The organism is Novosphingobium sp. ST904 (assembly GCF_001298105.1).
Classification (GTDB): domain Bacteria; phylum Pseudomonadota; class Alphaproteobacteria; order Sphingomonadales; family Sphingomonadaceae; genus Novosphingobium.
Window position 1 is genome coordinate 18361 of the sequence record NZ_LGJH01000119.1, and the last position, 23057, is coordinate 41417.

A 23057-nucleotide genomic window follows, 5' to 3' on the forward strand; every position below is an offset into this window, starting at 1 on the left:
CCCTATTCATGGCGCAGCGCCCATGCCGGAGCCGCACGGCTGGCCCGCAGCGATTGGCCCAGTACCGTCAGGATCGCGATCACCGTTGCCAGCAGGCTGCCACCGATGAAGAAGAGCGGCGAAAGCGCGATGCGGTCGTCGAAGCCGGCCAGCCATGTCCGCATCGCCACGAAGGCAAGCGGCCATGCCAGCAGGTTGGCCAGCAGCACGGGGCGCAGGAACTGGCCGACCAGCAGCCTGGCGATATCGCCGGAGGATGCCCCAAGGGTCTTGCGGATGCCGATTTCCTTGATCCGCATCTGGGTGTTGTAGGACGCCAGCCCCCATAGCCCGACGCAGCCGATCAGCACGGCAAGGCCCGCGCCAATGGCGAAGAGCCGCGTCGCGCGGTCGTCCGCCTCATAGAACTTGCCAAGCTGAGTGTCGGCGGTTTCCGCCTCGAACGGCACTTGCGGCACGGTGCGTTGCCAGATCGCGCGCACGGCATCCATCGTCACGCGCGGATCGCCGGCGAAGCGGATCGAGGCGACTGTCGTGTAGGCCTTTTCCGGCTCGCTGTAATAGACGTAGTAGCTGGCGCTGTTGGGTTCGCGCGGCGAGAAGAAGCGCATGTCCTCGACCACGCCGATGATCGTGCGTGGGCGATTGCCACCGACAGTCTTGCCAATGGCATCCTCTGGCGAGCGGAAGCCGAGCGTCGATACCGCGCGGCGGTTGATGACGATGTTGCGTTGCTGCCCGTCGGTGCGGGAAAGCGCATCGTCGTCGCGGTGGCTCTCGTCGAACACGCGGCCGGCAAGGATTCGGGTGCCGTGAACCTTGAAGAAATCGGGCCCGACGATCATCCAGCGCAGCGAAGGCCCGTCTCCGGCGCGCCCCGGCAGGGGCACGTTATCGGCGTTGTTCTCGCCGCTGCCGCCCACCGCATTGTTGCCGAGCGCGGCGGCACGAACCGAAGGCAGTTCGCGGATCGCCGCCACGACCGCGCGCGTTTGTGCGGTGGCGACAAGGCTGTCGCGGGTGGAGAGCACCACCATCAGCCCCTCTCGCTGGAAGCCGAGATCGGATTGCCGGACATGGCGGGTCTGCGCGACCAGCACGCCGGTGCCGACCATGAAGGCGATGGCAAGGCCGAACTGGAGCACGACCAGCCCCTCCCGAACGCGGGTTCCCACGCGGCCGCCGCCGGGCGAACGGGCAGAAGCCAGCACACTCGCAGCCGGGTATCCGGAAAGCAGCAGCGCCGGATAGAAGCCCGCCAGCAGGCCGACGACGAGCGTCAGCACCACCAGCGCGGGAACGACCAGCGCATAGGGGATCGAAAGCGTCAGGCCGCCGGCGGCATTGACCAGCGGCAGGCTCAGTTCGGCCAGAATGAGCCCCAGCAGGGCCGCGACGCCGACCGTCAGCATGGCTTCGGACAGGAACTGCCGCACCAGCGCAAGCCGGTCCGCGCCGAGCACCTTGCGCATGGCGACTTCACGGGCACGCAGATTGGCGCGTGCCGTTGCCAGATTGACGTAGTTCACGGTGGCCACCAGCAGCGTCAGAAGTCCTACGATCGCAAGCGTGACGACGGTGATCTTCTGGCTGGCGCTGGCCTGCCCTTCCGGTTCCAGATGCATGCGGGCAAGCGGCAGCAGCGAGATTTGCTGCGTCTTCCAGGCATCCTTGCCCAGATCGGCAAGGCCCCGCCGGTTCACGAAAGGCGGCAGCTTCTGTTCGAAAGCGCGCGCGGCCTCCGGCGTGTCGAACCGCAGGAACGTCTGGAGCGAGGAACTGCCCCAATGAAACCACTGCGGCACAGGCGGCGTGGTGGGCATCGGCACCAGCAGCGACAGCTTGAAATCGGTATTCCTGGGCAGATCACGGAAAACCCCGGCGACGCGGTAATTGATGGTCTTGTCCATCGCTATCGTCAGGGTCTGGCCGATCGGATCGCTTGTCCCGAAATACCGGCGGGCCAGGGTTTCGCTGATCAGCACGCTGGTGGGCTGGCGCAGCGCCGTGCCGCTGCCGCGCACCATCGGCAGGTCGAACACGTCGAAAAACGCGGGATCGACTTGCGCGACATCGACCGACGCGGCAACGCCGCCACGAATGACGACGCCGCCGTTCCTGCCGCCCCGGATGCGGGTGCCGACAAGGCCGGGAAAGTCCTCGCGCATCTGTTCGAGCAGGCCGCTCATCGTATAGGGATAGGCACCGTTGAACGGGCTTTCCGGCAGGTTCCACACGGTCTGCACCACATAGATGCCCTCATGCCGGGGCAGCCACTTCTCGTAGCTGGTTTCGAACCGGGCGTAGAGCCCCAGGACGAGGAACACCGCGATCCCCACCGCCAGCCCGCCGACATTGAGCGCGGCATAGAGCTTGTGGCGGGTGAGCGAGCGGTAGAGCGAAAGCAAGGCGAAGCGGTTCATCCCCGGCCCCTCAGATCGAGCGCATGGCCGAGGCGACGATGCGCCCGTCGAGCATGTCGATGCGGCGTCTGGCCATGTCGGCATGGCTGGGCGAGTGCGTGACCATGACGATGGTCGCGCCTTCGTCGTTCAGCGCCTGGAGGATGTTCATCACCTGCTCGCCATTGGCGGTATCGAGGTTGCCGGTCGGTTCGTCCGCAAGGATCAGCCGGGGATCGCCAACGATGGCGCGGGCGATCGCCGCGCGCTGCTGCTGGCCGCCCGAAAGCTGGTGCGGAAAGTGACGCGCGCGGTGCGCGATGCCGACCTTGTCCATCGCCGCCGAAACCCGCGCGCGGCGATCCCCGCCGTTGCTGCGGTAGGCAAGGCCGAGGGCCACGTTCTCCTCGATGGTCAGTTCATCGATCAAATTGAAGCTCTGAAACACGAAGCCGAGCGTGGAGCCGCGAAACTTCGCCAGGTCCTTCTCGCCCATCGCCGCCAGATCCCGATCGCCGAACAGGTAGCGCCCGCTCGTGGGCCGGTCGACCGTGCCGAGCGTGTTGAGCAGGGTGGACTTGCCGCAGCCCGATGGCCCCATGATGGCAAGGAATTCCCCGGCGGCCACCTCAAGGTCGATATCGCGAAGGGCCGTCGTTTCCACTTCGTCGGAAACGTAGCGGCGCTGGATCTTTTCCAGTCGGATCATGAGAATGGCTCCCTGTTAGCGGATATTGAGGATGTCGCCGGTGACCGACGAGGTGTTGGAGGTGACGATGCGCTCGCCCGGCTGGAGGCCGGAGAGGATCTCCACCTGTTCGGGATTGCGGCGGCCGGTCTTCACGGCGCGGCGGCGGGCATGGGCGCCATCGGCGTCGAGCACGAAGACCGAGGAACCGCCGCCCGCTTCCAACCAGCCGCCGACAGGGGCGACCAGCGCAGGCGCGGTGCTGCCAAGCGTGATGCGGATATCGAGCGTCTGCCCGCGATTGAGCCCGGCGGGCGGCGCGCCCGCAAAATCCAGTTCGGTGCGGAAACGCCCATCCTTCACGGCGGGCAGGACTTTCGAAACAGTCAGGCGGGCGCCATCGGCAATGGCCGTCTGCCCCACGGCGACGCGGCGCAGGTAATATTCGTCGACATCGGCGGTCAGCTTCCACGAACCTTCGCTGTCGACCTGCCCGGCCGGATCGCCCGGTTTGAGCGCCTGTCCGGGCTGGATCGTGAAATTGGTGAGGCGGCCGCCCATCGGCGCGCGGATCGTCAGCGCATCGAGGCTGGCGCGCACGGCCGCAAGATTGCTTTCGAGACGGCTGCGGGTGTCACCAAGCCGCGCGCCTTGCGTGGCGGTGATGCCCGCCTCGCGCGCGCTGCCCGATTGCAACTGGGCCAGCCGCTTCTGCTGGTAGGCGGCCTCTTCGGCATAGCTGCGCACACCGGCATCGGAGAGATAGCCCTGATCGTAAAGCTGCTGGCGGATAGCCAGTTCGCGGCGGGCCTTGATGAGATCGTAATTGGCCTGCGCCACCTGCCCGGCGCGGTCGATGCGGTTGCGCTCGATGCCGAGGTTCTCCCCCGCAACGCCGCCAAGCTGGCTCGCGATCTGCGCCTCGCGGGTCAGCACGTCGAGCCGCAGTTCGGGATTGGCGAGCGAGGCCAGCGGCTGGCCTTCGGAAACCATGGCGCCGTCCTGCACCAGCAGCTTCTCGACCTGCCCGCCCGAAAGCACGCCGACCAGCGTGGTGACTTTCGGCGCAACCGCCGCGCGCACCGGCAGATAGTCGGCGAAAGGCGCGCGGCTTACTATGCCGGTCTCGATCTGGGCAGCGGCGATGTCGGTCGATCCGCTGGCCGGCAGCAGCCGCCAGAGCAGCACGGCGGCCACCGCGACGCCGGCAATCGCCACAACGGCGGGCCGCCGCCATAGCGGCGCGCGGCGGCGCTCGACTTTGCGATCCATCTCCGCGCCGGGGGAAACGGTTGCATGTACGGGCTGTTCGGTCATCATGGGAACAGTGTCACCCATGTCCGCCGGAAAGCCTAAACCTCGATGAATGCTGGAGTTTTTGAAGATGCCGGTCCCAGTGACCGTCCGGCCGCGGACACACTGTCCGCAAATGGACAGTCAGGCGCCTTGTCAAGCGACGGTACGATTCTCCTGATCGACGACAACCCTGCCGTGGCGGGGGCCATGGAAATCGCATTTCGCCTGGCCGGGCGGCGGCTCGATACGGCCAGCGGCCCGGAAGAGGCATTGTCGCGCCTTGCCAGCCGGCGGTTCGATGCCATCCTGCTCGACATGAATTTCACGCCCGGCCAGTCCAACGGGGAGGAAGGACTGGCCTTGCTCTCGCGGATCATGGCCGACGATCCGGCGGCCTGCGTCGTCGTCATCACGGCGCACAGCGGCATCCGGATCGCGGTGGCGGCCATGCAGGCCGGAGCGCGGGACTTTGCGATGAAGCCATGGCGAAACAGCGAACTGGTGGCCAAAGTGGAGGCCGCTATCGCGCGGGACGCCCCTGCCGCCCCGGTTCCGACCGCCATGCCGCCCGAAGCGGAGCCTGTCCGGCTGCTCGGCGAAAGCGCGGCGATGCAGGCCCTGCGCGAACTGGTTCGCCGCGTGGCCCCCACCCCAGCCGGGGTGACGGTGACCGGGGCATCCGGCAGCGGGCGCACGCTCACGGCGCTGGCCGTCCATGCGGCGTCCGGGCGGGGCGAGGAGGAGCCCCCCAGGATCGACCTGCGCGACGACGGCGCATGGGTTCGCCTTCAGGACAGCACCGGCACGGTAATCCTGCGTCACCCCGACAAGCTGGGCGAAGTGGCGCAGGCTCGCCTGTTGGATCGTCTGCCGTCAGCCGTGCGCTGCATCGCGATCGCCGACGATCTCGCCACCCTGTCACCGGCGCTGCGGCGCCGCATCGCCACCGTCGAAATCGCGGTGCCGCCACTCGTCCGGCGGGAAGGCGACGGCATCCTGCTGGCGCGGCACTTTGCGCGCAGGGCCGCGGAGCGCTTTGGCCGTCCCCCGCCCCGGCTGACGGCGGCGGCCGAAGAGGCAGTCCGCTCGACCGTGTGGGACGATGAAGTGCGCGGACTGGCGCTGGCCATCGAACGCGCGGTGCTGCTGGCGGAGGACGGAACGGTCGATGCGGCGGCACTGGCATTGCCGATGGCGCCGGTTGCCGCCGGTTCCCCGGATGCCAGCTTCGACCTTACCGACGCCGAGAAAGCGATGATCGAGGCGGCTTTGCGCGAACATCGGCACAATGTGACTCATGCCGCCGCCGCGCTGGGCCTCAGCCGGGGCGCGCTCTATCGTCGCATGGCGCGCTATGGGCTTTAGGCTGGGCGCCATCCCTTCCGGGATCGGGCTCGCCCTGAGCGGTGCGGTGCGACCGAGGCCTGGCATCGGGGCATGTGGGGCACGCTGACCGGCGCCGCCCTGCTCGCGGTCTGGATCGTCCTGATCCGCGCCTGGCGCTCGGGAACGGAACGGGTGCCCGCTGCACAAGCCGTTCTGCCCGCGCCGCCGGAAATCGGCTCGCATCGTCTGCTGCTCGATGCCGCGCCCACCCCGATGCTCGCGATACAGGGGAACAATGCACATGCCCTCAACCGTGCGGCGCGCAAGCTCTTCGCGACGGACGACAGGGTTCTGCCCGTGCCGTCCGCGCTGGCCGATGGCCAGGCCAGCCATTTCCGCCATCAGGGACGCAGCTGGCGGATAGACAGGGTTCTGCTGGCAGCCGAAAGCCGCACCGTGGTCACGCTGATCGACATCGAGCAGGAAGAACGCGCGGCGGAAGCGCGGGCGACCGCCGAAATGATACAGGTGCTCGGCCACGAACTGCTGAACGGCCTGGCGCCGATCGTCTCGCTGGCGGACAGCGGCCTTGCCGCGATCGACAGCCCCGCGCCCGACACGCCGCTGCTTCGCGAGATCCTCGGCACATTGACCCGGCAGGCGGAAGGCCTTCAACGTTTCGTCGAAGCCTACCGCATTCTGGCGCGCCTGCCTGCTCCGCAACTCCGCTCCATCCCGGTTGAGCAGCTCATCGAAGACCTTACGCGCCTTTGCGCCGGGCGCTGGCCGCAGGTCGCGATTTCTGTGGACGTCAAGGAAGGCCCTTCCCGGCTGATGGACCGCGACCAGATCAGCCAGGCCCTGTGGGCGCTGATCCAGAACGCAGCGGAGGCCGCAACCGCCGATCGCGGCGCGGACGCCCGGATCGAACTGGTCGTGCGCCGTCAGGATCAGGGGCTGGCCTTCGAAGTCCGCGACAACGGCAACGGAATCCCGCCCGAACACGAGGCGCTGGTGTTCCGGGCATTCCACACGACCAAGCCCGAAGGCACCGGAATCGGCCTCAGCCTCGCTCGCCAGATCGCGCATGCCCATGGCGGGACACTCTCGACCTGGCGTAGCGATCAGACGATTTTCTGCCTGATCTTGCCGGACTAGAACCGCTCTCGCAGCGTACATCGCCCGGCGCCGGATTCCGGCCGGGCGATAGCCCGGTCCGAGCTTGGTCCCCTCCATTTCCCTGAAGTGGATGTTCCGCTGGACCGGCCACCTGCTTCATCCCCCCGCCGGGCCACAGAGCCTTGTCAGATCGCTCACCATGACGAGGGCGACCGTGAATCAGGGATTTAAAATGACGGAACAGCTTCTTCGCGCGCGCCGCCGGCCTTTCCTGGCCGGCACCGCGCTTCTTGCCCTGTGCACAGCGGCCACGCCGGCCCTTGCCCAGACGGGCGCGCAAACTTCTTCGGCCGATGCGGACAAGACCGGCGACATCGTCGTCACCGGATCGCGCATCGACCGCCCAGGATACGAATCGCCCACCCCGCTGCTCCACATGACCCAGGCCGACCTCGACGTGGTCAGCCGTACCAACGTCGGCGCCGCGCTGGCCGATCTCCCGCAGTTCAAGGCCTCGCAGTCGCCCCAGACCTCGGGCACCAATGCGCAGGCCGGCCGCTTCCCGATCAACATCCGCGGCCTCGGCGAGACACGCTCGCTCGTTCTCGTCGACGGACGCCGGCTGGTCAGCGACAACGATCTGAACACCGTGCCTTCGATCATGGTCAAGAGCGTGGACATCGTCACCGGCGGCGCTTCGGCGGCCTGGGGTTCCGATGCCGTCGCCGGCGTCGTGAACATGATCATCGACAGCGATTACGAAGGCGTGCGCCTCGGCGCCGAGGGCGGCTTGTCCTCACGCGGGGACGCGGGCCAGGTGAAGTTCGAGGGCAAGTACGGCACCGCCTTCGCGGGGGGCCGTGGCCACCTGGTGATCGGCGGCGAATACCTCGACAACAAGGGCATCCTCAAGAAGACCGACCGCAAGAACACCGGCCGTTTCGCCACCATCAGCAACACGCTGACCCCCGATGTCGGCCTGGCCACCCGCCTGATCGGCGGCTACATTGCCTCGGGCGTGCTCAAGGGCTATGGCTTCAACCCTGACGGCAGCCTTCGCACGCCCGATATCGGCACCGTGGTCGGCACCAACATGGTCGGCGGCGAAGGCCCGTCCGACGACGAACGCAGCCCGCTCATCACGCCGCAGCAGCGCTACACCCTGATGGCCAAGACATCGTTCGAGCTGACCGACACGCTCAAGCTCAGCGCGGACCTGCGCTATTCGCGCTACTACAACAGCTACACCTGGTTCGGCGACCACACCGGCAGCGTTACCATCAAGTCCGACAACGCCTTCCTGAACGACGACATCAGGCAGATGCTGGCGGATGCGGATCAGGGCAGCTTCACCATGGCCCGCTACAACGCGGACCTGTCGTACAGCACCATCAACCTCGACCGCCGCAGCATCCAGGGCACGCTCGCGCTCGACGGCAGCTTCGGTGACGGGCGGTGGCGCTACGGGGCCTATTACAGCCACGGCCAGTACCGCAACAAGATCAACACCCCGGGCTTCCTGATCACCCAGAACTTCAACAATGCGGTGGACGCGGTGATCGACCCGGCCACGGCGAGGCGGTCTGCCGTTCCGGCGCGGCGGGCTGCGTGCCGATTGACCTGTTCGGCGAAGGCGCGCCCTCGCAGGAAGCGATCGACTACGTGACCGGCACGCCGCGCCTGAACAGCCTCAACAAGATCGACACTTACGGCGTCTCGCTGCGCGGCGAGCCGTTCGACCTTCCCGCCGGGCCGGTCTCGATCGCGATCGGCGCCGAAGGGCGCAACCTGTCCACCGTGTCGAAGGTCGGCGAACTCGGTGCCGCCAAGGCCTTCACCTCGTTCTGGTTCAACTCGCTGCGCGGCAAGTACGACGTCAAGGAAGCCTTCGCCGAAGTGGTGGTGCCGGTGATCCGCGATGTGCCCGTACTGCGCAAGCTGGAACTGAATGGCGCCGTGCGCGCATCGGACTACAGCACCAGCGGCACGGTATGGTCGTGGAAACTGGGCGCCACCAACGAATTCCTGCCCGGCGTGATCGGCCGCGTCACCCGCTCGCGCGACATCCGCGCACCCAACGTCAGCGAACTCTACACGAACCAGACGGTCAGCAACGTCAACATCGTCGATCCGCGCTACACCGATGACGGCAGCCGCAGCGTGGTCGTCTATGGCGGCGGCAACCCTTCGCTGAAGCCCGAAAAGTCGGACACCTGGACGGCCGGCATCACCACCGCCCCGCTGCACGGCCTGACTGCCTCGATCGACTATTTCAACATCGCGATCAGGGACGTCATCACCAGCATCAGCGCGCAAGTGCTGATCGATCGCTGCGATGGCGGCAATACCAGCCTGTGCGACTATATCACCCGCGACAGCACGGACCGCATCACCAGCGTCGCGTCGTCCTCGGTCAACCTGTCGGAGTTCAAGAGCGACGGCGTGGACGCCGAAGTGGCCTACACGCTGCCGGTCAACAACGATGCCAACGGCCGCTTCAACTTCCGGCTGGTGGGCACCTGGGTGAACCACTTCACCACCGACGATGGCGTGACCAAGGTCGAATACGTGAAATCGCAAGGCTATGCCTTCGTCAACGGCGTGCCGCGCATCCGCGCCAATGCCTCGGTCGGCTATGCCAGCGACGGCTTCAGCGGCATGGTGCGCGCACGCTACATCTCGGCCGGCTACTGGAACCGCACCAGCACCGCGCTGACCAACAACCGCATCCCCGCCTATGCCTATGTCGACCTGCAACTGAGCCAGAAGGTTCCCTTCGGCGACGGCGGCAAGCATTTCGAGATCTACGGCAACGTGTCGAACCTGTTCGACAAGGACCCGCCGCTCTACTCGACCTTCTCGCCGTATTACGACGTGATCGGACGATACATGACGGTCGGCGCGCGTCTGGAGTTCTGAAGAACGCCCGGCGGCAAAAAGGAAAGGCGCGGGTTTCACACCCGCCGCCTTTTTTTGGCCTGTAGCATCGAAAGTCAGGGATTGAAGCGGCGCATCCACTCCACCAGCACCGGGTCATGGTGCGAGGCAAGGATATGCGAGAGAACCTCGGGCCGTTCGTCCTGCCCCAGCTTGAAAATGCCCGTGCACGAACGGATTTCCGCGCGAAAGCCGATGATCGCATCTGCCAGTCGGGAATAGCGCCCGCCCAGTTCCTCCTTGCTCCACGGGTCCGGGCGGCAGCGTTCCATCTCGTCTATCAGGATCTCCAGCGCAGGCCCGGTCAGTGCATCGTCGAAGCGCAGGTCCGCCGTTATCTTCAGTTGCACATAGTTCCAGGTGGGCGCCCAGTCGCGAAGGCCCGCGTGCTCGGGCGAAACGTAGCCCTGCGGCCCGGTGAACAGGACATGGGCGGCAGAACGCGCGCGCAAGGCGCGGTGGAGCGGATTGTGCCGGGCCATGTGCCCGATCAGTGCAGTCAGCTGCCCCTGTTCATCATATTCGCCCACGAGCGGCAGCAGCGATGCCTGAACCTCATTCCCGCCGGCCCATGACTGCACCCAGGCGAGCGGGTACCGTTCGATCAGGAAACGGACGTCCTGCGGGCCATAGGCCGCGAATGATTCATTCAAAGCGCTGCTCCTCGTGCACGCGGCGATAGATACCGCGCCGATCCGTGCAGTGGGTCAGGCACTGGTCCACCTCAAGGTCCAGTATCGTCAAAAAGCGGGGTCCAGAATGGCGGATGGTCCCAGGCCCCGCCGGGGCCTTCCGCCCCGGCAAAAGGCTCAGTACTCGAACGAGGCGGCGTTGCCCTGTGCTTCCTCGAAGGCGGCCGCCGTCTTCATGGCCAGCGCGACCTCGCTTCCGGACATGCCGGCGAACCACGGCGCCGCCTTCGGCTTACGGCGCGGCCATTGTTCGTCCAGCGTGGCGGCGTCGTAGAGACGGCCGTTCTGCATCACCAGCTCCAGCGAACGCGTGTTGCGAATGTCGGCCAGCGGGTCCTTGTCCAGCACCAACAGGTCGGCCAGCTTGCCCGGCTCGATCGAACCGAGATCGAGCGCCCGCCCGATCACCTGGGCCGAGCCGATCGTCGCCGCCTGAAGGATCTGCGCAGGACTGGCCCCGCCCGATGCCATCGCCTCCAGTTCCCAGTGATAGCTCAGCCCCTGCACAATGCCATGAGCGCCGACGCCCAGCAGACCGCCCGCGCTGCCGATGTCGCTCGCCTGCCGGGCGAACAGGGCGAACCCCTGCCCGTCCGCACGGTTCCACTGCGCGGAATCCCGTTTTGCCGCGAACGCGAACTCGGGCACGAAGCGGGCAAGCTTGCTGTCGAAGTCGTCCTGATGCCCGGCTACCATCGCGCCCAGCGGCCCCGGCGCACCGTAGAGCACCAGCATCGTGGGCACCGTGGCGATCCGCGAACGCACCAGCATCTGGATCATGTCGTCATGGATCGGCGCGATCGGCAGGCTGTGCTCGTTGCCGGCATAACCGTCGAGCATCTGCGTCAGATCAAGGCGATAGTCGCTCGCGCCTTCCGTCGTCGGCATCAGGCCCAGCGCCTGCGCCCCTTCGATCAGATGCCGCCGCTCGGCCCGGTCGCCGACCATGTACTCCTTGATGTTCGGCGTGCGGTAATAATCCGAATAGCGCCGCAGCGTGGCGATAGCCTCTTCGCGATCGCCCATCGGGCTGGTGCGGAACACGCCCTCTCCGGTCGAGAAGGCGCGCTGCCCGATCATGAGCCCGGCGTCGATCATGTCCGCATAGCCGAACACGTCGGGGTCGAAGGTCTGCACGTCGAGACCGGTGGTCACGCCGTAGGCGAGGTTGGCGGCGAAATCCCAGTGCCCGATGTCGAGGATACGGCGGCGTGTCTCGAACCAGTGGGCGTGAGCGTCGATGAAGCCGGGCACGATGAACTTGCCCGTCACATCGCGCACCTCGGTGCCGTTAGGTACCTTCAAGGTGCCTTTAGGTCCTATGCCGGCGATGCGATTATCGACGATAAGCAGGTCGGCATCGTCGATGACCTCCGCCCCCTTCATCGTGGCGACCCGCGCGCCGCGCAGCAGCAGCCTGCCCCTCGGAACGTCGCGCGGCAGTTGCACGTCCATCAGCGCACTGCGCGCCCGCGCCTCGACGGCAGCCGGTTTCCCGCTTTCGGCGCGCCCAGATCCAGTTGACGCACCGTCGAGCCCACCGACCATACCAGCGAGCGCATGTCCGGCGCCCAGTCCATATAGTCCGCCCCGATCGCCGTAATCCGCCGCGCACCGGACGCCGGATCGCTCACCGTAACGGTCGGCGCCTCGCCCTGCTTCGCCTCCGGCACCGGGACGAGGTACAGCTGCGAGGCATAACGGACCAGCGCGGTTCGGCCGTCCGCGCTGAGCTGCGCGTTCTTCAGCGGCGCGGGCGCGTCGAAATACTGGCTGTCGGGCCGCGCGACCAGCTTGACCAGATGGCGGGCCGCGTCCTCAGCCGATGCTGCGCCGTCAACCGGGTGCGAGGAAATCCAGCCATCGGCATAGTAGCGCACCCGCCCCGGATCGGCATCGCGCCGCAAGTCCATCGCCGCCCCGACACTGCCGAGCGAGGTCATCACGCCCCCGTCGGCCGGCACGCGCACCAGCGAGGAAGGCATCGGCCCAAGGCTCTCGGCGGAGCGGTAGAGCCGGTCGTGCTGGCTGGCGCTGAAGGCCACCACCTCCCGGTCGCCCGCCAGAAACAGCGGTTCCGAGTAATAGGCCGCCTGCGACGTGATGCGGCGCGGCGCGGTCCTGCCATCCGCCGCCGCGATCCAGATATGGCCTGCGTCCTTGGCGGTCCAGGTAACGTAAGTGACAAAACGGCCATCGTCCGACCAGCTCGGCTGCCATGCGGAACCGGGCACCTCAAGGCGCCGGGGCTTGGCGCCCTTGCGGTTCTCGGCAATGTAGAGACGGCCCAGGGCGCCGAACACCACGCGCTTGCCGTCCGGCGAAAGACGCGGCGTCTGGATCACGCGGACATGGACGGGGCCCTGATCGATGCGGTGCTGGCGCCGCAGGTCCGGCCCCATCTCGTGCCGGACGTGCGCCTCGAAGGGGATGTCCGCCAGCGACCCGCTCGCGATGTCGAGCCGCTTCAGACCGCCGCCCTGCCCCAGGTATATGCTGCGATCGTCGGCGGAAAACACCATGCGGGGCAGCAGGTCCACATAGTATCCGCCGGACTGGCCGTCCGGGTCCAGCGGACCATGAACCACGCGGTCCGAGCCGTCCTCAAGGTCTCGCAGGTGCAGGACGGTATGCTGGCCCTCATGCGTGGCATAGGCCAGCAAACGGCCGTCATGCGACAGTGCCGGGCGCATGGCACCGCCGGGCGTGGTCATGAAAGCCTGCTGCTGGCGGGTCGCCAGATCGAAGCGCACGATCGTCCAGTGCGGCAGCGCCCCGCTGGTCCATGTGGTTCCCGGCTTGGTGGCGTAGTACAGGCTCCTGCCGTCGGGCGAGGCGACCACGCCCATCGCATTGCGCCGCTCCGGGTGAGGATCATCGCCGTTCGGCTGCGCCTTGACCAGCACTTCGCGAGCACCGCTCGCCACGTCGAACGAGAGCAGCTCGAACGCCAGCACACCCCAGATCATGCGCGACACGTAAAGCGTCCTTCCATCTGGCGACCATGCCGGCGAGCCGTAGTGCGGCGCCCCGCTCTCGTCTTTCGACACGCGGCGAGCGTTGCTGCCGTCGGCATCCGCGATCCACAGGTTGTCACGCCCGTCACGATCGCTGACGAAGGCGATATGGCGGCCGTCCGGCGAAAACACCGGCTGGGTGTCGAAGGCGGCGCCGGTCATCATCGGCCGGGCTTTCCCCCCTTGCACGGGGAGGGCATAGATATCGCCGAGCAAGTCGAACAGGATGGTGTTGCCATCCGGCGCGACATCAAGCGCGGGCCAGGTGACTTGCCGGGTATCGTATTCGATCACCCGCCCGGTCAACGGCGGTAACGTATCCGCCCAAGCCGCCGGGCTTGCAAGCAGCGCCGCGGCCGTCACGATCGCCGAATTCGCCAACCACCTGTTCACCGCATCACCTTTCACGTCATAAATCGGGGCACATTCCATTGCGGTCCGGGCACCGCCCGCAAAACATCCAGTTTGCATCCGGCGAGGGGACCATTGCCGGCGTGCCGGATCGGCCGGTCAGACCGTGCTGAGGAGCAGGCTGGTCTCGCTGTTGAGCACCCCGTCGATCATGCGCACCTGCCGCAGCACGCGATCGAAATCCGAGAGGCTCGCCGCACGGATGTCGGCGACCAGATCCCAGCTACCGTTGGTTGTGTGCAGGGTGCGGATCTCGACGATCCCCCGCAGCTTGCGGATGACCTCGGTCGTCGATTTTCCCGTGATTTCGATCAGCATCACCGCACGGACCGACAAGTCGTCGTAATCGTCCCGGACGCGGATGGTGAAACCCAGCAACGTCCCGGTATCGACCATCCGGTCCAGACGGCTCTGCACGGTGCCCCGCGCCACGCCCAGGGCATCCGCCATCCTGGACAGGGACGCGCGCCCGTCCGCCCGCAGATAACTGATTATGCGCCGATCGAGATCATCGGGGATGAATTTTGCAGACACCACGCAGCAGCACTTTCATTCATGCAATTTGCCTAATTGGACTATAAAAATTCTCCAAAATTGGGCGAATTGCAAGGCAACCTTGCCATTTATACCAACAGCGTGCCGCCTTACGATCCGTCCGGTTCACTTCCCAAAGGACAGATTCATGGCCCCGCCTCCTTCCCCCCTCGCCTTCATTCCCTTCGTCAGCGTCGAGAACATGATGCGCCTGGTGCATCATTTAGGGATCGAGACCATGCTGCGTGAACTCGCCGACGCGATCGAGGCGGACTATCTGCGCTGGCCCATGTTCGAAAAGACCGCCCGGCTGGCCTCCCATTCGGACGAAGGCGTGATCGAACTGATGCCGACTTCGGATGGAGAGGCTTTCGCCTTCAAGTACGTGAACGGTCACCCGAGCAACATCGCCAGGGGCCTGCAGACGGTTGCCGCGTTCGGCTTGCTGGCGCGTGTCGACACCGGCTACCCATTGCTCCTGGCCGAGATGACCCTGCTAACGGCCCTGCGCACCGCCGCAACTTCGGCGATGGTCGCGCGCAAGCTCGCCCCGGCGGACTCGCGCGTCATGGCAATGATCGGCAACGGCGCGCAGGCGGAATTCCAGGCGCTGGCGATGAAGGCCATCGTCGGCATCGAGGAAGTGCGCCTGTTCGATATCGACCCCGCCGCCACCCGCAAGGTCGCGCTCAATCTGGAAGGGTCCGGTCTCGGCGTAGTCTCCTGCGAAACCTCGCAGGAGGCGATCGAGGGCGCGCAGATCGTGACGACCTGCACCGCCGACAAGGCCTATTCCACGATCCTTTCCGACAACATGGTCGGCGCCGGCATCCACATCAACGCCATCGGCGGAGACTGCCCCGGCAAGACCGAACTGCACAAGGACATCCTGTCGCGCGCCTCGACTTTCGTCGAATTCGAGCCCCAGACCCGCATCGAAGGCGAGATCCAGCAGATGGAAGCGGCCTATCCCGTGACCGAGTTCTGGAAGGTCCTGAACGGCGAGGCGCCGGGACGTGCCGATGCCCGGCAGATCACCCTGTTCGACAGCGTCGGTTTCGCGGTGGAGGACTTTTCGGCGCTGCGCTATGTACTGGGCAAGCTGGAAGGCACGCAATTCTTCCAGCAGTTGGACATCCTTGCCGATCCCGACGATCCCCGTGACCTGTTCGGCATGCTTCAGCGCGCCGCCGCCTGACGGGGAAAGCACGCGCCTGGACCCGCACTTCAATGTGATATTGGACCTTTACGGCTCCAATATCACGGCGAAGAAGCGGCCGCGTTCGATACTGGAGAATGAGAATGGGCGATACGATCCTCGAACGCGTGACCATGGACCGCAGGACGGTTCTGGCAGCGACCCCCGTGGTGCTTGCCGCCGGCACCGCGCCCGCTCTCGCCGGAGCGCGGCCCAACGGCTCGGGTCCGGGCGATATCGTCACGATGACCGCAACCGACCTTTCCGCCGCGATCCATCGGCGCGATCTCTCCAGCCGTGAAGTGATGGCCGCGCATCTGGCCCATATCGACAAGCTGAACCCGCGTTTCAATGCCATCGTCTCGCGCGTGGATGGCGATGTGCTGCTGCGACAGGCGGCAGCGATGGACGAGGATGCCGTCGCCGGCCGCTTCCACGGTCCTCTCCACGGGTTTCCCCATGCCGTGAAGGACACCGCCCCGGTCAAGGGCATACGCACGACGCAAGGATCGCCGCTCCTGCGCGGCAATATCCCGACTGCCGACAGCCTGGTGGTGGCGCGGATGCGCCAGGCCGGCGCCGTGTTCATCGGCAAGACCAACGTTCCCGAATTCGCCTTGGGCTCGCACAGTTTCAACCCCGTGTTCGGGACCACCCACAATGCCTATGCCCACGGCCGTGCAGCCGGCGGCAGCACCGGCGGCGGCGCGGTCGCGCTGGCACTGCGGATGGTGCCTGTGACCGATGGCAGCGACTTCGGCGGCTCGCTGCGGAACCCGCCCGGCTGGAACAATGTCTTCGGCCTGCGCCCCTCGTTCGGCCGCGTCCCCTCAGTCCCCAACACCGACTTTTTCTGGCAGAACTTCGCGACATCGGGGCCGCTTGGCCGCACGGTGGCGGATCTCTCCATGCTGCTTTCGGTCCAGGCGGGTGGCGACAGGAGATCGCCGTTCTCGCTTGGCGACGATCCCGCCATGTTCGCGCGGCCGCTTGACCGGGACTGGAAGGGCGGCAGGATCGGCTGGCTGGGCGATCTCGACGGCGCCTTGCCGATGGAAGCGGGCATCCTCGACACATGCGCCAGGGCGCTCAAGGCCTTCGAGGCGATCGGCATGAAGGTAGAGGCGGCCAGGCTTGCCGAACGGGCGCCAGATATGTGGCGCACGGCGAAGATACTACGTCAGTGGTCGGTCGGTGCCGATCTCCAGGCGTTCTACGACGATCCGGCCAAGCGCGCGCAGATGAAGCCCGAGGCGATCTGGGAAGTAGAGGGCGGCATGAAGCTGACAGGCCCGCAACTGGCCGAGGCATCTGCCGGGCGAACCCGCATCTATCAGGCCTTCGACGCCGCCTTCGAACATTTCGACTTCCTTGTCCTGCCCACCGCGCAAGTCTTCCCTTTCGACGTCAAGGAGCGCTGGCCCACGCAGATCGCGGGGAAGCCGATGGACAGCTACCACCGCTGGATGGAAGTCACCCTGCCCGCGACGATGGCCGGATTGCCTGCACTCGCCGTTCCCGCGGGCTTCGGCGGCGCACTGAAGCTTCCCATCGGCCTCCAGATCATCGGGAAGCGACACGACGACCTGGGCGTTCTTCAGGTGGGTAACGCTTACGAGAAGGCATCCCCCTGGATCGCCTCCACGCCGCCGCCGGCACTGCACGGCAGAGGCTGATAATCCCGGGCCATCATCGAAGTCGTGGACACGTTCGCTGCCAGCGGTGGCAGCAAGCTCAGCGGCGCTCGAGACACGCGGCGCTGATGATTTCCGAGCACCTGCATGATGAGCGGGCGAATGCGGCTTCCAACGCCCTCTCCCGCTCATCATGTTTACGGATGCTTATTTCGCGGATCGCGCAGGTTTGCGGAAACGCGTGCGAAAATCGGTGAGGTCGATAGTGAAATCGTCCGCCTTCATATATTCCTCATCTGTCAACTTGGGCTTTTCCTCGGCCTTGTACCACTTGGCATAGTCAGACGCGTCCACGCTATTGACCTTGTAATGCGTCGAATAGGTTCGCACTTTCACCTGCGGCACCTTCAGGGCGAGGTCGAAAGTCATCAGGCGCAACCAGCCGTCGCCGATTCCCATGCCTGGCTCCAGCTTTGCCCCGGCATCTTGGCAGTCTGCGCACGGTCCTGATAGTCTGCCAGCACCTGGTAGACCGGATGGCCGAATTTATTGAAGTCCGTGCGGAAGGCCTGCGCGTGTTCGTGTCCGCAGAGCACCATGAATATCTGATCATGCTGACTGAGGAGCTTGTCCCAGATCATCTGGGGGCTGTTATCCTCCGGATCGGCGGCTGCGTTGTCGATGATCGGATTGGCCAGACGTTCGCCGGCGGTGTTCAGGAAGTCATGCATCGAAACGATGGTCGGCAGGCCGGGATATCTGGCGATCACGTCCGCCGCCCACTTCAGCGAGGCATTGGGTGCATCGAACTGCAGGCCGATGTGCAGGAAGCGATAGCCGCCGGCCGTGAAAATCTGCGCGCTGTCGGCACCGTCGTCATGGCTGGCGACATACCACGACTGGTCCTTGAAGTACTGCGACTGGTCCGAGAAGACCTTCTTCCAGTTCGACAGGCCACCCGAATGCAGCATGCCTACATCCGCCGCGCTGCGGACCTGCGCGGCCGGCGGATGGTTCCAATCCGTCCACATCGCATCATAGTCGTGATTGCCGGGCACGACCGAGAACGGCACTTTTCCTGCAATCATGTCCCAGCCTTGGCGGACTGTCGGCATTTCGACAGTGTGGACCTTCTCGGTCGGCGCGAAGTGGGCATCCATCATCGGGTTGGGGGCGCGCTTGAAGCCACGGGCCGCGTGGGCCGGATCGATCATGAGCGACTGGTGCTGCCAGTTGTCGCCCAGACCGTCCACGAAAGCGATATCGCCGCCGGCGCTCTTCAGGTTGACGGCGACAAAGGCCATCTGGTCGAGGAACATCTTGCTGGCGTCGAATGCAAAGCCCTCACCGGTCTGGTGGGTGTAGTCGACATAGTTCTGCGTATCGGGGATTACCGCGATGGTGAAGCTGTCGTCGGCCTTGTCTGCGGCTGTCGCAGGCGCGCAAGCAAGCGCCACACCGGTAAGGCAAGTGCAAAGGGCGAGAAGGCGGGAAAGCGTTTTCATGATTCCATGGCTCCGAGAGATGTCAGGAAAGGTCAGAACGAGAAGCGCAGCGTCGCGCCGTAAGTCGCCGGATCGCCGAAGAAGGCAACGTAAGTGCCCGGCAGGACCGAGCCGTAGTTGAAGTAATTGGTGGCGTACTTCTTGTCCGTGACGTTGCGGCCCCAGACCGAAAGATCCCAGTTGTCGTCGATGCGCACGCCCGCACGCAGGTTCAGCAGCCCGTAACCGCCAGTGCGGGTGAGCGCGGAATCGTCAAGCGAACCGAAGTATCTGGAACGATAGGAGAATTCGGCGCTGGCATAGCCGATGAGGCGGGAGGCGATTTCATGCTCGTAGGAGCCGTTGATACCGGCCGTCCACTTCGGAGCACCCGCAATCGCGCGGCCCGAGAGGTCGCAGGTCGCCTGTCCGGTCGTTTCGACAGGGCATGGGCCTTCGGTGTACTCGCGGTACTTGGCGTCATTGTAGGCGACGAAGCCATGGAGCGTGAATCCCCGTATCGGGCGCAACGTCGCTTCGGCTTCCACACCCTGCGTGCGGGCACTGCCGGCGTTCGTCAGAAGCTGCACGACCTGATCGTTCACCTCCATCAGGACGTTGGCCTGATAATTGCGGATATCGGTGCGGAACACATCAAGGTTGACGGTTAGCGCATGGTTGAGGAAGTCGCCCTTGATGCCGGCTTCATAACTGGTCGCCGTTTCCGGCTTCACTTTAAGCGCGTCGGCGCCAAGCCCTGAAGGCGGCAGCGTGGTGTTGAGACCGCCCGCCTTCTGCCCGCGCGAAACCAGCGCATAGACCATCACTTCAGGGGTGAAGCGGTAGTCGGTGCTGAACAGGAACGAAGGCGCCGTGTTGGAAATGCGCGCATGGATCGGTCCTGCCGCCTGCGAGGCGAGCGCAGCGACAGGATCGCCGGTCGCGGTGCTGACCGGCACCGGGCGGGTCACGTCTTCCTGCTTGGTTTCGTAAGTGACACGCAGGCCGCCAGTCACGTTCCAGTTCGGCGTCACATGCCAGTTGACCTGACCGAAGCCGGCGATGCTGTTGGTTTCCGGCGCGGCATGCGTATCCCAGCGCGTGCCGTTATAGGCCAGCAGGGTCGCCAGCGCCGCCGAGTAAGGAGCATAGGCCTTGATCGTCGCGGTGGGCATGCCCGCCAGCCACGCCGCCGCATCCTCGCCATAGGAGACGTACTGCGTCGTATCGACCTTCTGATAGAAGTAATAGATACCCGCCACCGCATCGACGTTGCCCATGCGCGGGAAGGCCAGACGGACTTCCTGCGTAAACTGGTCGTTCTTGATGTGATAACCGCCGTACATGACATCGGCGCTGCTGCCTTCGGTGTCCGAGGCGCTGTCGTATTGCCAATAGCGATAGGCGGTGAGCGAAGTCAGCGTGAAGCCACTGCCGAAGTTCCAGTTGATTTCGGCGGAGCCCGCTCCCTGACGGGTGCCAGTGCTGTACGGGCCGGCGGCAGCGGTGGTAAGACCATCCGGATCAATCGCGAGCGTGGCGCCGGTGGCGTCCAGCTTGGTCTGGATAGCGGATGGGGTAAGACCCCAGCTCGGGATCACAGTGACCGCCCCCGAACTTTGCTGCTCGCGCGCATATTCACCGATCAGCCGGATGCTGAGATCGGCGGAAGGTTTGTAGAGAAGCTGCAAACGCGCACCGCGCCGCCCAAGATCGCTGACCTTGTCGCCGTTGGTGATGTTCTTGACGATACCGTTGCGCGTGGTGTCATAGCCGGTCAGGCGGAAAGCGAGATTGTCGCTGATCGGGCCGGTGACGGTGCCCTGGTACTGCTGGTAGTTGAAGCGCCCGTTCGTCACTGCCCCTCGGCCACCCCAATCGAACTGCGGCAGTTCGGTGGTGATGTTGACAGCGCCTGCGGTCGTATTCTTGCCGAACAGCGTCCCCTGGGGACCGCGCAGCACTTCGACTTGCGCAATGTCGATCAAGTCGCTCGCCGCCATGCCCGGACGGCCCAGGTAGATGCCGTCGATGAAGACACCCGCGCTGTTCTCCAGCCCGTCGCTGCCCGGATTGTTGCCGATGCCGCGGATCGAGATGCTGGTCTGGTGACCGTTGGTGACGACGACATTGGTGCTGGGGACGAGCTGGTTGAGGTCCTCCAACCGGATATGGTCATTGCGGCGCAGGTCCTCCGCGCCAATGGCGGTGATGGCGAGCGGAACGTCCCCGATCTTTTCCTTCACCTTGCGGGCGGTGACGACGATGGCGTCGCCGGACCCATCTTCCGCCGGGAGGGACTGTGCAGGAACCTCCCCGGCATGGGCCTGCCCGGCGCTGAGCGCCAGAACGCTTGAGAACAAGGCGAATTTTCCGATCACGACCCGAATCCCTTATTTACAATTCCGAAATACGATACGGCCGTGTATCGTTATTATGTGACAGATTTGTGAGACTGAATTTGGTAGAAGGGCTGTCGATGAAGGACGAAACGGAAGCGCCGACACGCGGTCGAGGAAGGCCGCGCGATGAAGAAAAGGACGTGGCCATTGCCGAGGCTACCTGGCGGATTCTCGCCGAAAAAGGGTATGAAGGGCTGACCTTCGAAGGCGTGGCGGAACTGGCTGGTTGCAGCCGTTCCACGCTCTATCGGCGCTTTGCCCACAAGGCCGAACTGGTCGAGGCGATACTTGGTCAGACATCGCGCCGGATCGAACCGAAGATCGACGAAACGATGAGCCCGCGCGAAATTCTGCTGGCCCACGCCCGCGCGCTATGCGTTTACATGGCCGGTCCGCGCGGCCCAGCGATGCTGATGATGTCGGTGAGTGCCGAACACCATGCCGACCTCTCCGCCGCCATCGCTCGCCACGGTACAAACGAGCAGGCGTTCTACCTGCGCGAGCTGGAACGTGCCCGCCCCGGCACCAGCGAACAGGTGCGCGACTTCGCTTTCAATACGCTGATCGGAAACATCATCTTCCATGTCGCGTGCTGCGCACCACACTGACCGAACGCAGATCGTCAGGCTGGTGGACGGCGCGTTGGCACTGCTGGAAATGGAACCGGGCTGATCGATGCCCCCCCGCCGATAAACGCCGCGATGTTCCATCGAACATGGCATACAGCCTAGGACGACCTGCCATCCTGCCCAAGGAACCGTGTTCGAGACTTGCGAACCGCGTGACGGAAAACCCCACAGGCAGGGTCGTCGTGCAGTTCGCAGTTCCAGATCTTGATCCACCGGCATCGGACCCCACAGCTTATCCGCCGCGCAACCCCCGCAATAGCGTCTGGCGGGCATGCGCCACGCGCGGATTGCGTAGAGCCGTAGGCAGCCAGACCAGCGAGTAGGGATTGGTCAATGGCGTAGAAGTCGGCGCGATCTTCACCAGACGTCCTTCGGCAATATATTCACGGCACATATAGTCAGGCAGAACCGACCAGCCCACATTGGCCTGCAACATCTGACGTAGCACTCGCAAATCCGGGCTCGTCAAACCCGGCGATGTATCGACATGTCCCAGGCGCTGATGCCGCAGCCACGTGTCGATCAGTGGACGGTCCAGATTATAGGCCACCATGACCTCTCCCCTGAGCCCCGCTTCCAGCGATGATGCCGCCTTTATGCGGGCGGCAACCTGCGGTGCGGCTACGGCATGAACCGGCTCGTCACGGATGATTTCGCTGTGCAGACGAGCGTCGACGATGGGATAGCCGAAACCCCCAGATCGAAATGCCCCTCCAACAACATCTGCTGCACCAGATCACGATGCGCCGGTTGCAGCCGCACCCGCATCCCGGCCGCAATCAACGAGGGCAGATGCTGCACGATCTCTTCAGCGATAAAATCGGCATGACCGATGATGCGGATCACCCCGGCCAGATCGGACGAGCGTGCCCGCGCCTTGCCCATCGCCTCTTCCGCCCGGTCGAGCAGGTCGCCCAGGTCCTGCGCGAGTTCGTCAGCGGCCATGGTAGGCTCCACCCCGCGCGACCGGCGCTCGAACAGGGTGCGGCCGAATGCCACTTCCAATCCGGCGATGTGCTGCGAAACGTTGGATTGGGTGAGAGCCAGGCTGCGCGCCGCGCCGGAGATAGAGCGCAAACGGTAGACTTCGACAAAGGTGCGCAAGCGAACAAGGGACATGGGTCAAGTTCCATCAGATTTCTGATGGCTGCTTGCACTAGCCTTGTGAGTCAATGCCTGCAACTCCGTCTAGGCCGTAGACTCATAAGCTCGCAGCCATAGCCGCATTGAGGCAAGTTGAACCATGGCGAGGAAGTTGGCGGCGAGCTTGTCGTAACGGGTGGCGACG

The 23057-nt window shown here is 65.1% G+C and carries 19 protein-coding genes and 1 pseudogene; 7 read left to right on the forward strand and 13 right to left on the reverse strand.

The features are described from left to right. Positions 1-2: 2 nt before the first annotated feature. Genes ADT71_RS05675 through ADT71_RS05685 form a run of 3 tightly spaced genes read right to left on the reverse strand, consistent with a single transcriptional unit; the run spans position 3 to position 4428 of the window. Positions 3-2423 (reverse strand): ABC transporter permease, encoded by a 2421-nt coding sequence (locus tag ADT71_RS05675; RefSeq protein ID WP_054435747.1) that lies wholly within the window; start codon positions 2421-2423, stop codon positions 3-5. 10 nt (positions 2424-2433) lie between these two features. Next, a complete protein-coding gene (locus tag ADT71_RS05680) occupies positions 2434-3111 on the reverse strand; it encodes an ABC transporter ATP-binding protein (protein WP_054435749.1) in 678 nt (225 codons plus the stop codon). A 15-nt stretch (positions 3112-3126) separates the two neighbouring features. Then, positions 3127-4428 carry an efflux RND transporter periplasmic adaptor subunit gene (locus ADT71_RS05685; protein ID WP_231635619.1) on the reverse strand — a complete coding sequence of 434 codons (1302 nt, stop codon included), beginning with the start codon at positions 4426-4428 and terminating at the stop codon, positions 3127-3129. A 108-nt stretch (positions 4429-4536) separates the two neighbouring features. Between ADT71_RS05685 and ADT71_RS05690 the strand changes: the two genes are divergently transcribed. The 4 genes from ADT71_RS05690 (at position 4537) to ADT71_RS33000 (ending at position 9750) form a co-directional block, all read left to right on the forward strand. Further along, positions 4537-5751 (forward strand): sigma-54 dependent transcriptional regulator, encoded by a 1215-nt coding sequence (locus ADT71_RS05690; protein ID WP_054435752.1) that lies wholly within the window; start codon positions 4537-4539, stop codon positions 5749-5751. Between the two features lie 72 nt (positions 5752-5823). Further along, on the forward strand, positions 5824-6870 hold the full coding sequence (locus tag ADT71_RS05695) for a PAS domain-containing sensor histidine kinase (RefSeq protein ID WP_156336496.1): 1047 nt from the start codon (positions 5824-5826) through the stop codon (positions 6868-6870). Between the two features lie 193 nt (positions 6871-7063). Beyond that, positions 7064-8497 carry a TonB-dependent siderophore receptor gene (locus tag ADT71_RS32995; protein ID WP_231635620.1) on the forward strand — a complete coding sequence of 478 codons (1434 nt, stop codon included), beginning with the start codon at positions 7064-7066 and terminating at the stop codon, positions 8495-8497. Next, a complete protein-coding gene (locus ADT71_RS33000) occupies positions 8440-9750 on the forward strand; it encodes a TonB-dependent receptor domain-containing protein (protein ID WP_231635621.1) in 1311 nt (436 codons plus the stop codon). Before ADT71_RS32995 ends, ADT71_RS33000 begins: the two co-directional genes overlap by 58 nt. A gap of 74 nt (positions 9751-9824) precedes the next feature. On the opposite strand, the gene ADT71_RS05705 is transcribed toward ADT71_RS33000, so the two are convergent. From ADT71_RS05705 to ADT71_RS05720, 4 genes are all read right to left on the reverse strand, one after another. After that, positions 9825-10421: an FMN-binding negative transcriptional regulator gene (locus ADT71_RS05705; RefSeq protein WP_054435755.1), complete on the reverse strand. Its 597-nt coding sequence runs from the start codon at positions 10419-10421 to the stop codon at positions 9825-9827. 156 nt (positions 10422-10577) lie between these two features. Beyond that, positions 10578-11915: an amidohydrolase family protein gene (locus ADT71_RS33005; protein WP_231635622.1), complete on the reverse strand. Its 1338-nt coding sequence runs from the start codon at positions 11913-11915 to the stop codon at positions 10578-10580. Next, on the reverse strand, positions 11915-13870 hold the full coding sequence (locus tag ADT71_RS33010) for a hypothetical protein (protein WP_231635623.1): 1956 nt from the start codon (positions 13868-13870) through the stop codon (positions 11915-11917). Before ADT71_RS33010 ends, ADT71_RS33005 begins: the two co-directional genes overlap by 1 nt. A gap of 117 nt (positions 13871-13987) precedes the next feature. Then, positions 13988-14425 (reverse strand): Lrp/AsnC family transcriptional regulator, encoded by a 438-nt coding sequence (locus ADT71_RS05720; RefSeq protein WP_054435761.1) that lies wholly within the window; start codon positions 14423-14425, stop codon positions 13988-13990. Positions 14426-14570: 145 nt separating this feature from the next. Here ADT71_RS05720 and ADT71_RS05725 point away from each other — a divergent pair, with 145 nt between their 5' ends. Beyond that, on the forward strand, positions 14571-15620 hold the full coding sequence (locus ADT71_RS05725) for an ornithine cyclodeaminase (RefSeq protein WP_054435762.1): 1050 nt from the start codon (positions 14571-14573) through the stop codon (positions 15618-15620). A 104-nt stretch (positions 15621-15724) separates the two neighbouring features. Further along, positions 15725-17296: an amidase gene (locus ADT71_RS05730; protein WP_082370174.1), complete on the forward strand. Its 1572-nt coding sequence runs from the start codon at positions 15725-15727 to the stop codon at positions 17294-17296. A gap of 165 nt (positions 17297-17461) precedes the next feature. On the opposite strand, the gene ADT71_RS33015 is transcribed toward ADT71_RS05730, so the two are convergent. From ADT71_RS33015 to ADT71_RS05740, 3 genes are read right to left on the reverse strand one after another with little or no spacing between them, the layout of a single operon-like run. Further along, positions 17462-17713: a hypothetical protein gene (locus ADT71_RS33015; protein ID WP_231635624.1), complete on the reverse strand. Its 252-nt coding sequence runs from the start codon at positions 17711-17713 to the stop codon at positions 17462-17464. Then, a complete protein-coding gene (locus ADT71_RS05735; protein WP_231635625.1) occupies positions 17683-18759 on the reverse strand; it encodes a metallophosphoesterase in 1077 nt (358 codons plus the stop codon). Before ADT71_RS05735 ends, ADT71_RS33015 begins: the two co-directional genes overlap by 31 nt. Before the next feature lie 32 nt (positions 18760-18791). Then, on the reverse strand, positions 18792-21119 hold the full coding sequence (locus ADT71_RS05740) for a TonB-dependent receptor (protein ID WP_054435763.1): 2328 nt from the start codon (positions 21117-21119) through the stop codon (positions 18792-18794). A 98-nt stretch (positions 21120-21217) separates the two neighbouring features. On the opposite strand from ADT71_RS05740, the gene ADT71_RS05745 reads away from it, so the two are divergent. Next, positions 21218-21748: a TetR/AcrR family transcriptional regulator gene (locus ADT71_RS05745; RefSeq protein ID WP_156336498.1), complete on the forward strand. Its 531-nt coding sequence runs from the start codon at positions 21218-21220 to the stop codon at positions 21746-21748. A 253-nt stretch (positions 21749-22001) separates the two neighbouring features. Here the strand turns inward: ADT71_RS05745 and ADT71_RS31935 are convergent, their stop codons facing one another. The 3 genes and pseudogenes from ADT71_RS31935 to ADT71_RS30105 all read right to left on the reverse strand — a co-directional run. Next, entirely contained in the window at positions 22002-22448 is a 447-nt protein-coding gene (locus ADT71_RS31935) for a substrate-binding domain-containing protein (protein WP_197282927.1), read from the reverse strand. Continuing rightward, a complete protein-coding gene (locus ADT71_RS31940; RefSeq protein WP_197282926.1) occupies positions 22391-22888 on the reverse strand; it encodes a LysR family transcriptional regulator in 498 nt (165 codons plus the stop codon). The genes ADT71_RS31935 and ADT71_RS31940 overlap by 58 nt, the downstream gene beginning before the upstream one ends. Positions 22889-22957: 69 nt before the next feature. Next, positions 22958-23057 (reverse strand): annotated as a pseudogene (locus tag ADT71_RS30105) (IS5/IS1182 family transposase); the annotation flags it as partial.